10 protein-coding genes and 3 pseudogenes are annotated in these 12,214 nt (G+C 51.4%); 3 read left to right on the forward strand and 10 right to left on the reverse strand.

From position 1 onward, the window contains the following. The 9 genes and pseudogenes from A3220_RS00005 to A3220_RS00035 all read right to left on the reverse strand — a co-directional run. Positions 1–245, reverse strand: a pseudogene (locus A3220_RS00005) (IS1380 family transposase); the annotation flags it as partial. 79 nt (positions 246–324) lie between these two features. Next, a complete protein-coding gene (locus tag A3220_RS00010) occupies positions 325–765 on the reverse strand; it encodes a hypothetical protein (RefSeq protein ID WP_062372155.1) in 441 nt (146 codons plus the stop codon). Positions 766–1,017: 252 nt separating this feature from the next. After that, positions 1,018–1,311 (reverse strand): annotated as a pseudogene (locus A3220_RS16605) (HPP family protein); the annotation flags it as partial. Then, positions 1,296–1,907 (reverse strand): annotated as a pseudogene (locus A3220_RS18205) (IS30 family transposase); the annotation flags it as partial. The pseudogenes A3220_RS18205 and A3220_RS16605, both read right to left, overlap by 16 nt. Further along, entirely contained in the window at positions 1,880–2,110 is a 231-nt protein-coding gene (locus A3220_RS18210) for a helix-turn-helix domain-containing protein (protein WP_128082388.1), read from the reverse strand. The pseudogene A3220_RS18205 and the gene A3220_RS18210, both read right to left, overlap by 28 nt. Before the next feature lie 115 nt (positions 2,111–2,225). Further along, positions 2,226–3,596: an NAD(P)/FAD-dependent oxidoreductase gene (locus tag A3220_RS00020; protein ID WP_062372159.1), complete on the reverse strand. Its 1,371-nt coding sequence runs from the start codon at positions 3,594–3,596 to the stop codon at positions 2,226–2,228. Positions 3,597–3,737: 141 nt separating this feature from the next. Further along, positions 3,738–4,541 (reverse strand): PAS domain-containing protein, encoded by an 804-nt coding sequence (locus A3220_RS00025; RefSeq protein WP_062372162.1) that lies wholly within the window; start codon positions 4,539–4,541, stop codon positions 3,738–3,740. Further along, positions 4,538–5,218: a response regulator gene (locus tag A3220_RS00030; protein ID WP_062372164.1), complete on the reverse strand. Its 681-nt coding sequence runs from the start codon at positions 5,216–5,218 to the stop codon at positions 4,538–4,540. The genes A3220_RS00025 and A3220_RS00030 overlap by 4 nt, the downstream gene beginning before the upstream one ends. After that, the gene (locus tag A3220_RS00035; RefSeq protein WP_062372166.1) at positions 5,215–6,363 is read right to left on the reverse strand and encodes an ATP-binding protein; all 1,149 of its coding nucleotides are present in this window, start codon (positions 6,361–6,363) and stop codon (positions 5,215–5,217) included. Before A3220_RS00035 ends, A3220_RS00030 begins: the two co-directional genes overlap by 4 nt. A gap of 295 nt (positions 6,364–6,658) precedes the next feature. Between A3220_RS00035 and A3220_RS00040 the strand changes: the two genes are divergently transcribed. The 3 genes from A3220_RS00040 to A3220_RS17370 all read left to right on the forward strand — a co-directional run bounded on the left by A3220_RS00040 (position 6,659) and on the right by A3220_RS17370 (position 10,868). Further along, on the forward strand, positions 6,659–8,974 hold the full coding sequence (locus tag A3220_RS00040) for an aminomethyltransferase family protein (RefSeq protein WP_062372169.1): 2,316 nt from the start codon (positions 6,659–6,661) through the stop codon (positions 8,972–8,974). A gap of 283 nt (positions 8,975–9,257) precedes the next feature. After that, positions 9,258–10,610 (forward strand): ammonium transporter, encoded by a 1,353-nt coding sequence (locus A3220_RS00045; protein WP_062372172.1) that lies wholly within the window; start codon positions 9,258–9,260, stop codon positions 10,608–10,610. A gap of 84 nt (positions 10,611–10,694) precedes the next feature. After that, entirely contained in the window at positions 10,695–10,868 is a 174-nt protein-coding gene (locus A3220_RS17370) for a hypothetical protein (RefSeq protein ID WP_164834365.1), read from the forward strand. 84 nt (positions 10,869–10,952) lie between these two features. On the opposite strand, the gene A3220_RS00050 is transcribed toward A3220_RS17370, so the two are convergent. Continuing rightward, positions 10,953–11,486, reverse strand: coding sequence for an XRE family transcriptional regulator (locus A3220_RS00050; protein WP_354702712.1), 534 nt, complete (start codon positions 11,484–11,486; stop codon positions 10,953–10,955). Between the last annotated feature and the right edge of the window lie 728 nt (positions 11,487–12,214).

Below are 12,214 nucleotides of genomic sequence, written 5' to 3' on the forward strand. Positions count from 1 at the left end.
AGGGTCAGCAGTTGTTGGAAGGGCTTGTCGCGGCGGAAGTTCTCGACAGCGTCATAGTCGCTCATGCCCAGACACAGCAGGCCCAGGTAGCTCTTGATCACGTCACTGGTGCGCATGCCCAGCGTGGTGGGGAAGCGGCTGTCGATGCTGTCGACGCCAGCGATCTCGAAGCATTGCCCGATGATGGACAGCCCGGCGTGGCTGGTGAGGGTGCGGCAACTGGCGCGGAACTTTATGTTGGGCATGGCACTGTCTGGGTGAATGGCGATAATGGCTATATTGCCATGCAGGTCAGTGGGTTAGAAGTGCTTCCGGGGGCCGGTCTCACGGATTCAGGAGAAACATATTGCGGCGTTCATCAAGCATTTCAATATTTTCTTTACTTAACCAAGATATATCAAGCGTTTGGTTAAAAAGATCGTTATTAGGAAGAAGTTGTTGAATAATAAATAACGCCAGTGTGCGTGATTTTTCTATGATTTCTTGATTAGTTTTCGAATCTTTAAAAGCGTCTAAAAAGAAAACAGCACCATCTTTATCATAAGGGTTTTCTGTACTGAAAAATATGGTTTTATATTTTATTGCGACACTATATTCTTTTTCAGTAATGCAGTTAAGACTGGCGGCAAGATATTTGATGATTTTTTCAATAGCAGAGTTTTTAATTTTATTTACATCAAATTCACAATAGTTTTCATATACACTTTCGATGGCGCTAGCATTGGGAGCGAGGATAATCACCTGGTTTTCTTTTAATTTTGACACGGTAAATTCACCAAGTTTAACTATATGTATATACAGATAAAACTAGCAGCTGTGTCATGTTTTCAATGGGTTAAATAACCGTGTTTTTTGATGCTATTTCGCTAATTTAGCTTCATGGGTGTCATTTGTGACTGTTGCACTCTGCTCAAGAAGGAAGGGGGAGAGTCACTATAGATCTCGGTCTACTTGAAGGCTTCGTCACCACGCGGCGGTGAGAGAAGTTGCGAAAGCAAGAGAGCGTCACCAGCGTCGTCATGGCATTTGTGCTTGCCAACCCGTATCGCTCCGATTAGCTGTAGTCCTCAACCGTGTCCTCGTGATCGCCCCACTAGTGAGCCAGAGCGTTAATTGCATCACAAAGACAGACAATGACACCGCTAGAGCCATTGCCAAAGTTGATGTGCCAAGCCATTTAAAACAAGCCACCCCAACAGCAGCAGAGAGTACACTTCCAAATAATACGTGACTGGGCTGTGCGAAGGGGCTGTCAGGAGCTGAATAAATCAGCACTGAAGTGGCTCCGAAAGATCCTACAATGAGCAACTGGTGTTCTCGTTTGTCCCACGCTGGCCTGAACAGTAAGGATCACAGAAATACACGGAGGCGCTAACCGCTTTTGCGACCGTCTCGTGGTCTGCAAACTCCGAGCCATTGTCTAGCGTGATCGTCTTCACCGCGCCCCGACGAGGCTTAAGTAAACGGACCATGGCTCTCTGCGTTAGTTCTGCCGTTACCTTTGGCAGACGTGCCGCCAACAAGTAGCCACTTCGTCGCTCTACCAACGTCACTATCCCCGCTTGCTTGTGCCCATAAAGCACCGTGTCGCCTTCCCAGTGACCGATGGTGAGGCGTTTTTCGATAGCAGGTGGCCGATGCTCTATCCCCACACGCTTAGGAATCTTGCCTAGTCCTGCACTTTTGGCATGGGCACGATGTTTACAGCGACGCTTGGGCTGGCGGAGGTGTCGCCACAAATCGCCACCCTTGGCCTTATCGTCCCAGATCAGCGAATAAACCCATTGATGACTAACTCCTATCCCCGTCAACGGCGCCATAAAACCGCTAATCTGCTCTGGACTCCACTCTTCTCTAAGCCTGTCAGCTACGGCATTGATCAGGCTAGGGAGTTGCTTTGTCCACTTCCAGGCGGAGCGGCGTCTCTGATCGCTGTAACGCTGCGCTTGTGCGGGTTCATATCCCTGGCACCCGAATTACGTCTCAGCTCACGGCTCACGGTACTGCTGTGAATGCCAAGCTGTTGAGCAATCTGACGTTGGCTCAATCCTACATCCCTATGGGCAAAAATTTGATATCGTTGTGCCTGGGTCAGTTGTCGGTATCCCATACTCTGCTTCACTTTGGTCGGTAAGGCGGAGAGGGTACCGCTGCTGGCCCTCCTGCCTCTACCGTATGATCCAAAGTGCTGCAGTTATTCTATGAATTCAGGTTACATGGAGCCTTCAAGCTTCCAATGCATCAACCTTATCAGTTTCGGTGGCAAGGTAAGCTTCCAGAGAGTCATCCATGGCATACAACCAGGGGGTGTGATGAGTGGGAGCCATGGTGCCTGTCATCAACGAACGGTAGGAGTGGTCACGGAAAGCCATGATGTTTTCGTGTTTGTGATGCTCCCATTCCAGAAAAGTTTTGTTGACGCCGTCAATATCGAAACTGGGATAGTCGGTTTTGTCGATGAGTGCCTTAACGTAATCACCCTGAAAAACAATCATATCTTCATCGCTTTCGAGGGTTTTTTCTCGTGCTCGCCAAGAGGCACTGTCGTCGCGCATTTCATTCTGGCTCGGCAGAGGGATACGTCCCAAGATAACATCACGTACGAACCAAGCTTGGGCATCAAACATATTGAAAGTGTAAAACTGATCCTGCATGCCCAGATAGAAAAGCTTGGGATTGTGCTCCCAAACGACGCCTTTATAAAGAGTCAGCGGCCACAGGCGGTTGCTAGTCTTTAGGCGTAGTGGCTCGTCAAGGAAGGGAAAGTGATGGAGGTAGCCAGTACACAGGATGATGGCATCAATGTGCTTAGATGAGCCATCCGCAAAATAGGCCATATCGCGATCTACTCGCTTTAGCTGGGGCTTCTCTTGCCAGTTATCGGGCCAGTTGAAGCCCATCGGCCGAGTTCGATAGCTATTGGTGATGCTCCTTGCGCCGTACTTGTAGCACTGTGAGCCAATATCTTCCGCGGAATAGCTACTGCCGACCAACAGAATGTCCTTGTCTTTGAATTCCAGCGCGTCACGAAAGTCATGAGCATGTAGTATGCGTCCGTTAAAATGCTCAAAGCCTTCAAACTCAGGTACGTTGGGGGTGGAGAAATGTCCAGAGGCAACGATGACATGATCAAATTGCTCGTTGCTGATGGTGCCCGTGGTGTGGTCGTGGGCGATGACAGTAAATGTCTCGCTAGCTTCTTCGTAGCTGATTTGGCGTACCGGGCAATTGAAGCGGATGAATTTGCGTACTCCGGCTTTTTCGACGCGGCCTTTGATGTAATCCCAGAGCACAGCACGTGGCGGATAGGAGGCAATCGGACGACCAAAATGCTCTTCAAAGGAGTAATCGGCGAATTCCAGACACTCCTTCGGTCCGTTCGACCACAGATAGCGGTACATGCTGCCATGAACTGGTTCACCGTTTTCGTCGAGTCCGGTACGCCACGTATAATTCCACAGCCCGCCCCAATCGCCTTGCTTCTCGAAGCAGACCAGCTCTGGGGTTTCACTTCCCTTATCATGTGCCGACTGAAAGGCTCGAAGTTGTGCTAGGCCACTTGGGCCGGCGCCGATGATCGCAATACGCTTTTTCATAGCTAGTTTCCTGTAAGTGTCCTAAATGCAGAGAAGTAGTCGTAATGGGCGCGAAAAAATCTTCGCTCACACACTACCAACCTAGAGGATTGATACAGGCAAAAAAATTACTCTGAAAGGGTAGGCCAAAAGGGTTATTCCTTAACATGCCGCGTCGCTGATGTCGGTTTCAAAGGCGATGATGACCCCTTCGACGCCGAGAGCGGCAGCGTTTTGCGAGTACACGCCATGGCCTTTTTCGCTAACGCGACGTAGCCGGCCATCGGCGCATTGGATACGGTAAGCCAGTTCGAAGCTGCGATGCTCGCGCAGGGCATCTTGAACCTGTTCCCAGACCTGGTCGGCGTCCTGTGAGTGGATCATCTCCCCATAGCTGATCAGGGAGTGGTTGAGTAGCGCCTCGGCGGGGTAGCCGGTCAACTCGTGACAGCCGTCACTGACGTACTCCATTGTCCAGTGGCGATTGTTGCGGGCTCGGTAAACCATCACTGGTAGGCCATTGACCAGTTGCGACAGGCTGCGATGGTTGGCTGAGTGAATCTGGTCACGATGAACCTGGGGAGTAATATCGCAAAGGGAGAGACTGACAGGCCATACCGAGCCAATCTCTAGTGATTGAGCGCGCAATTCACACCAGCGTAGTCCATGATCGGCCCCCATCACTCTCAACCATAACGGTTCTGGTCTTTCCTGGCGATTAATCTGGCGGCACAATTGTAGCCAGACGGCTCGGTCGGCGGGGTGAACGTAATCGAGCAGGTGCGGCATTTTTGCACCTTCCTTTTCGCCGATCAGGTGCTGCCAGCTACGGTTGGCGTAGACTATTGCGCTGCTGTCATTCACCACCATTACAGCTTCGTTAAGGCTATCCAGCAGGCGGCAGTAGGGCAGCGTGGCAGCATGGCGTTTTGACCTAAGAGCGAACGGCATCAGTAGGTCGATCATGGTGAATCATCATCAGGTAGCGGGTGAGTATGTACCCAGGCGGCCAGTTCGAGACGTGAGTGCACGTTGAGCTTGCGCAGTAGGTTTTTGACATAGACTTTGACGGTACTGTCGCTGATGCCCAACTTGCGGGCAATGAGCTTATTGCTAAGTCCTCTGGCGATCCACATCAGGGTATGACGTTCACGTTCAGTCAAACCATCCACCCAAGTAGGCGGAACTGATGTAGCATCATCGAGAAGGTTCATTCGGTCTGCACGTAGCCGTTGGGCTAGCATCATGACGACCTCGTCATTCAGCGCGATCTTGCCGGTTAGCAGCGCATCCAGACACTCAAGGATGATGTCCGGATCGGTATCTTTGAGCAGGTAGCCGTCGGCGCCAAGCTGAATGGCTTTAAGTAGATCATTGCTGTCGTCGGAAGCGGTCAACATAACCACCCAGATATCTTCATGCTCGGCCTTGATGCGTTCCAGTAGCGATAGGCCATCGGCGCCTGGCATCTGCAAATCGAGCAGCAATAGTTCGGGCTTCAAGTACTCAAGGTGAAGCAGAAGCTCCTCGGCGCTGCCGAAGGCATCCAGCACATCAAATCGTTGGCTTTCGTTGAGCAATTCCGCTACACCACGCCGAAACAAGGGATGGTCATCGACCACAATAACACGCGTAGGATTCATATCATCTCTCTAGCTACGATCAGTTCGACCCGCGTGCCGCCTCCGGATAGTGGCCCCACATTCAGGTGCCCGTCGATCCTTAAGGCACGCTCGCGCATGATGTCCAGCCCGAAACTAGCCTTGCTGTCATCTCCCTGGACGATACCCCAGCCATTGTCATCGACGCGCACCAGTAAGCCACCTTGGTTCTTGGGCAAAAGCTGGATACGCACGTGGGTGGCGTGGGCATGGCGCACACTGTTGCTGAGGGCTTCACGCACAATCAGCAGCACTTGAATAGCGACCCGCTTGGATAAATATCCGGACTGAGCCCGGTTGTCCAACTCGAACACTAGGCCTGATCGCTGTTCGAACTCCTTCACACTGCGTATTAATTCCAGATTCAGTGAACCATCTTCTAAGGTGACGCGGGCGCTGCTGATCAACTCGCGTGTTTGCCGATAGGTTCGCTGCGTCTGTAAGTGAATGTCAGCCGCCAGCGCATTTAGCTCTGGAGTTGGCTGTCGACAAGCCTTTTCTAGACGCGACGTACGCAGCCTTAGATAACCCAGCTCCTGAGCAATAGTGTCATGTAGCTCGGCGGCGTATTCGCGACGCTCTTTCTCTATGGCCTCTTCGCGTTGCCGCTGGTGCGCTAGACAAATCCGCAACCCGTCCGACAGCGCTCTCCGCAGCGGCTCTAAAGTTAAGGCCAGAGGCTCGTTTCCCCATCGGCCAGGCAGTAATAGCCAAGCCCCGGGAATATCACCTTGTGGCAACAAACGCCTTGCATATATGGGCTGGGGCCAGAAAGGGAGTTGTAGCCATTGCTCAGTCTTGTCGTCCTCGGCGAATAATGGATATTCCACAGCAGATGCCTGCTCCTGTGTGAGGGTAACACCGGGGGGCGTTATTATGGTCAGTTGCGCCTGGGATACTCTTAACGCAAGACATAAGCTTGGTCTGTCGGCGGCAGAATTTCCCGACTTAAGTTGGCCCTGCATCCAACCAAGAATCACTGATAAATCGATCGAAAGATGCTCGCATGCGGCGATGCGTAATGTCAGCTCGTTGAGAGCCTGACTGCTCATAAGTGGCTCAGGCTTCGACGCCTTATCAGGCTGGGCAACCCAACGTTCAATCCAACCACTAAGGCTGATGCCCATCCGCCGCCTCCCGCAATCGATGGCCGCGCCTGGTGCGCGATAGACCTACTACAAGCAGTTTTCATGCCAGTACAGGGTGGCTACTCCTTCGTGATTACCCCTCATGGCCGATTGTGCGCCTCTCTACTGGGAGTAAAGTATTTTTATCAAAAAGAAATTTATTATCGTATGACGGCCGTCAGATGTAGCCATGCACCATATAAGAAGCTAATGGTTACTGCGACGCACCTTAATGAGGCCAGCGTTGGATGAAACCAGAGCTGGGCGCATCGACATTACAACATGAGGTAACCCCATGGAAAGTCGATACATTCCTACTGAGCAGGCGCTGGCATTGCCCTGTCGGCGCTATCGTATCGCTGGCCAGTATGCCCTGCGCCTACAACTATTACCGGGCGAACGCTTGAGCGTAATGACGCAAGACGGTGAGCAAGGCTGTGATTTGCTGGCTCTCGATCAATGCAACCAGGCCGTGACCTCGACGCTGGGTATTGAGATGCAACCGTCGGCAGCGCTGACGCGAAGCCAGCTTGATCAAAGCAATCGTGCCGCCGAGCGCTTGAGCACTCAATTCGATAGTTGGCAGATTGACACCGACTTATTGGAGCAGGGGGGGCATGTGCCTGGTAGCTGGCTTCCTCTGGAGCTTAGTCGGCCTATGGATAGCGAACCGCTTACGCTTGTGATGGTAGCGCCCGGCAAGGATATGACGGTATCCGAGCAGTCGCCAGCGTCCGAGCTGAACGTGACTCACTGGCACCTTCCCAACCATCCACTAGAGCTGCCGGAGCCGCTGGCCGAGCCTATCAATGAGATTCATATTCCCCACAGCAGCGCGCGCACTTACCAGGTTAAGGCGGGCGAGTGGATCCAGATTATCGACGTGGCTGGGAAGCAAAGTTCTGATTTCATCGCTTTCGATAAAGCCGCCCTGGATCAGGGGGAAGAGCTGACGATGGATGCTGCGGCAACACGCACGCTAGCCGGTAGCGTGATGCCACAGCCCGGTCTATTTTCACGTTTCGCTGATCAGAGACTCCAGCCAATGCTGGAGGTGGTTCAGGATACGGTCGGACGTCATGACAGCTTTATGCTGGCCTGCACACCCAAATTTTACGAAGACAGTGGCTATTTTGGCCACATCAGTTGTACCGAGAACTTTAACCGCGAACTGGCAGCCTATAACGTTGCGCCGCGAGCAGGATGGCCGGCCATTAATTTTTTCTTCAATACCTATGTTGAGCCCTGCGGCACCCTATCGGCAGATGAGCCGTGGTCGCGTCCTGGTGACTATGTACTGTTGCGCGCCAAACGCGACCTGGTCTGCGCCTCATCCGCTTGCCCGGATGACATTGATCCAGCCAACGGATGGACGCCCACCGATATACATGTACGGATCTACTCAGCCGAGCATGAATTTCCACGCGCTATTGCTAACCGGATCACCCCAGAGGAATTGCCACGCATGACATTTCAAACCGCTTTTCATCGCCGGACATCAGCACTGACTAAGCGCTTCGTTGAGTATCGCGGCTACTGGTTACCCAGCGAGTTTGAAGGTTGGGGCCGTCGTGCCGAATACTTGGCTTGCCGTGAGCGTGTCGCGGTTATGGATTTGACGCCACTACGTAAGTTTGAAGTCGTTGGGCCGGACGCTGAACGCTTGATGCAATACGCTCTGACCCGCAACGTGCGACGCCTATCGGTGGGTGAAATCGCTTATTCAGCAGCTTGCCATGAAACCGGCGGCATGCTCGACGATGGCACGCTGTTTCGGATGGGCGAGCAAGCCTTTCGCTGGATATGTGGGGATGCTTATAGCGGTACTTGGTTGCGCGAGTTGGCGACCCGCCAGGGGTACCAAGTAAGCGTTCGGGAATCCACCCAACAACTTCATAATCTGGCCATCCAAGGGCCGCACAGCCGTGAGTTGCTTAGCCAGCTGGTGTGGAATGCTGAGACCCAGCCCAGCGTGGCACAGCTCGGTTGGTTCCACTTCATGATCGGACGGCTGGGTGGGGCGGACGGCGTGCCGCTCATGGTATCCAGAACCGGCTACACCGGAGAGCTTGGTTTTGAAGTCTGGTGCCATCCTGACCATGGCGAACGCCTCTGGGATGCGGTCTGGAAAGCTGGGCAACCCTATGGGCTGGCACCTCTTGGCTTAGATGCGCTAGATATGTTGCGCATCGAAGCGGGTCTGGTCTTCGCAGACCATGAATTTTGCCCGGAAACCAATCCTTTCGAGGCAGGTATCGGCTTCACCGTTCCAATGAAAACCAAAGAAGAGGATTTTGTGGGTCGCGAGGCCATGGCGCGGCAGGCTCCCGAAAGCCGTCACAAGCTGATGGGGCTGGTAATCGATAGTACGGAGCTGGTAAGTCATGGCGATCAAATCTTTCATGGGCGCTTCCCGGTTGGGGGGGTGACAAGTGCGACGCAGTCGCCATTGCTAAAACAATCGATTGCTCTTTGCCGTCTGGCGCCAGATTTTGCCAAGCCCGGTACTCCGCTGGAAGTGGGCCGCCTTGATGGTCAGCAGAAACGTTTGCCCGCCGAAGTGGTTGCCTTACCGTTCTATGACAAGGAGCGTACCCGCGTCCGCAGTTGAGCGCTATTGAAGTGCATTGATTGTGTATAACGCATCAATATTAAACCGCGGAACAATGAGAATTTCTGTCATGTTTTTATATTTCAAAAGAGTATTTTAAAACATGGCACTTAACTTCAATAAAACATCACGTTAAAGCGTAACTTTCCTATTCTTTTCCAGGCGTAGATTTTTGGCATATATATTGCCTCTATTTTAAGGAAAGTATCTTTCTTATCAAAAACTAATCTGGTTAGCAAGGACCAGGCTACTTAACTTCACACTTGATTAAGAGGAAAGCAACATGACGACTGATGAACTACAAAGCATCTTCGAGATGCATCAGGCAATGAACATAGAAGTGTTTTACTGGTGGTGTATCGCCATAATGTTCATGATTCACGCAGGCTTCTTATCCTACGAAATAGGTGCCTCACGTACCAAGAATGCGCTGGCGTCGGGAATGAAAAACATCTTAACGCTGGCCTCGGTCATCCCTGCTTTCTATTTTGTCGGCTGGTGGGTCTATAACGCTTTTCCTAATGGTATTATTCCCATTAACGCGTCAGCCGCGCTGCCCTGGAGTGCGAGTATGCGTCCCGATGTCAACGATATGGGGACGGGTATTTTCTTTGCGGCTTTTGCACTTTTTGGGGCCACCACTGGCTCGATTCTCTCCGGGGCAGTCATTGAGCGCATCCGTCTGAGTGCTTTCCTTATTTTGGCAGTGATCCTAGGTGCAGGTGTATGGATCCTCGCGGGGGCTTGGGGTTGGCATCCGGACGGCTGGCTGTTGACCAAATTCGGCTACCACGATGTGGGCGCTGCGGGTGTGGTGCATGCGGTGGCGGGGTTCTTCGCCCTCGGTGTGGTGATGAATCTGGGCGCTAGAATTGGCAAGTATAAGAACGGCAAGCCCCAGGCGATCCCACCACACAACATGCCGATGTCGCTGCTTGGCCTGATGATGATCATCGTCGGCTTCTTCGGCTTTCTCGGCGGCTGTATCATATTCAACACTGGCGACATCGGCTGGACAACTATTTACGGTAACCAGACTAATCTTTCGGCCTTTGCCTTTAACACCGTCATGGGCTTCGCTGGTGGTGTAATCGGTGCTTATCTGGTGTCTCGCGACCCCTTCTGGACCATGTCTGGCGGGCTGGGCGGCATTATCACTGTGGCTGCCGGTTTGGATCTTTACTATCCCGGTTTGGCTTTCGCTCTGGCAGCCAGTGGCGGCGCTTTGATGGCTAAAGTGGGCAATTTTCTTGAAAAGCGTGGCCTGGATGATTCTGTGGGCGCGTTCGCGGTCCATGGCTTTTGCGGTTTCTACGGGGTGGTACTGGTGGGTATTTTTGCGGCAGGATTCGCGAACGTAGACGGTATACCGGATGTTTCCTTCACTGGCCAGTTGATGGGCGCGATTGTCATGGCCTTGACCGGTTTTATTCCTGGCTGGGGCATTTCTTATGCTTTAAAAAAGTTCGACATCCTTCGTGTACCGCCACATGTTGAAGCGCTTGGTTTGGATTTAGTGGAAATATCCGCCAGACCCTATCCTGAGAGTGAACCTGTCAAAAGCAATTCGCCCATCGGTACTCGTTCAGGGTTTAGCACGACTGCCCCCATGGCGAAAAGGCACGATATTAGTTGATACCTCTAACGCTAAATGCAAAAAAGCGTTATTGCGCCAATAAAATAATTAATGCCGAAATACCAAAGCGTTCAGGAGAAAAAAATGGAAACCAATGTCGATGTGCCAAGCGCAGTCAACTACCTGTTATTTTCCAGCCACCCAATTGCCATCGCGGTTAGCCTGGCAATCGGAATGGGGCTTTGTGTTGTATTAACCGCCAGTATTATTAAGCATGAAAATGCTGCGTTTAAAAAGCACGAATCCACGCAGGAATAATTAGAACCATAAAAAACCGGTGCATTTTGCACCGGTTTTTTATGGCCCAAAAGTCACAACAAATATCGATCGTTTAAGCAACGATTACTCTTGATCCTCATTGCCGTAATGAATAATCGAGAGCAGCTTGATGGGAACTTCTATTAGCTGTTCAGGACCATGCGGCACAGCGGCATCGAAAGCCAGACTATCGCCCTGGTTCATTTCGTAAAAACTTTTGCCATGGCGATAAATTAGCTTCCCTTCGAGCAAGTAGATGAACTCGTGTCCTGCGTGACAAAAGTTCGGGAAGACCTCGCTGGCATCGTCCATGGTAATCAGAAAAGGCTCGTAGCGTTTATTAGGGCCCTGACGGTAGCTGAGAAGCTGATAAGTGTGACCGACTTCGGTACCCGTACGCACTACTTCCATACCCTCGCCGGCTTTTACGTGCTGTGCGCCGCGTCCTCCGACGTCGAAATCGCTAAATAACTTGGATATCGGCAGGTCGATTGCGTTGCAGAGTCGGCTTAGTGTTTCGAGACTGGTCGAGACTTGGGCATTTTCGACCTTACTGATCATACCTTGGCTGAGGTCTGCGATGCGTGCAACATCTGATATTTTGTAGCCTTGCGAAATTCGTTTTTTTTTTCAATGCCCTGGCGATATGCTGTTCAAGGCTGAGGCGGGTGTTCTGTTTATCAGTAGTTATCTTTTCGTTCATAGCATGATGGCTCAAGTTCCGGCAAGCTAGGCGCCAAGTTTGATATGGAAGTAAAACAATACTGATATGAAACCATAAGCGGCAAAGCAAAGCATAGCCGTTTTGCTGCAACCCCGCTGCTTATACATATAGCTAGCCTAGCCGCCCCGCGGATCAACCGCTGTACTTTATCTCTATGGCTACCTTTACTGCACTCATTACAGCCGCGGACTGCACGTATGGCGCAGCGTAATGTTGAGTTCGTGTAGCTGACGGAGCCCCTCACACTAGGTATCAAAACGATTGCCAATTTTCGCAAGCACAATGTCAAAGCGATCTAGATCGTTGTCGCTTGCACCTCCTGTTTTGCAGATGCTTCTTTTCATCGACGAGCCCGCTTACCGATAGGAAAAAGAGCATGTGATTTTCATGAAAAATAAGCAAGTCCAGCGTCATATTACTTATAAAAGTAATAGTGGATTGAGCTATGCACCAGGATTAAAAGGAGGAACTTGGAGTGTTGGTTAATTAATGAAGCGAATTGATGCAATTAACCCTTAATTCAAATATCAATTTTATGATTTACCTACGGGAAAGTTATCTGTCATGCATGATCCATTTTAGATAAAAGCCTATTCAGGATGCACTAAAAAGGTAAATGTAG

The organism is Halomonas sp. KX33721, assembly GCF_001596805.1.
GTDB classification, from domain to species: Bacteria; Pseudomonadota; Gammaproteobacteria; order Pseudomonadales; family Halomonadaceae; genus Vreelandella; species Vreelandella aquamarina.

Coding starts and splice junctions, on each gene's coding strand:
- A3220_RS00035 (WP_062372166.1), bottom strand. CDS start 6,363: ATGGGCATCAGCCTTAGTGGTTGGATTGAACGTTGGGTTGCCCAGCCT.
- A3220_RS00045 (WP_062372172.1), top strand. CDS start 9,258: ATGACGACTGATGAACTACAAAGCATCTTCGAGATGCATCAGGCAATG.
- A3220_RS18210 (WP_128082388.1), bottom strand. CDS start 2,110: ATGGGATACCGACAACTGACCCAGGCACAACGATATCAAATTTTTGCC.
- A3220_RS00025 (WP_062372162.1), bottom strand. CDS start 4,541: ATGATCGACCTACTGATGCCGTTCGCTCTTAGGTCAAAACGCCATGCT.
- A3220_RS00030 (WP_062372164.1), bottom strand. CDS start 5,218: ATGAATCCTACGCGTGTTATTGTGGTCGATGACCATCCCTTGTTTCGG.
- A3220_RS00040 (WP_062372169.1), top strand. CDS start 6,659: ATGGAAAGTCGATACATTCCTACTGAGCAGGCGCTGGCATTGCCCTGT.
- A3220_RS17370 (WP_164834365.1), top strand. CDS start 10,695: ATGGAAACCAATGTCGATGTGCCAAGCGCAGTCAACTACCTGTTATTT.
- A3220_RS00020 (WP_062372159.1), bottom strand. CDS start 3,596: ATGAAAAAGCGTATTGCGATCATCGGCGCCGGCCCAAGTGGCCTAGCA.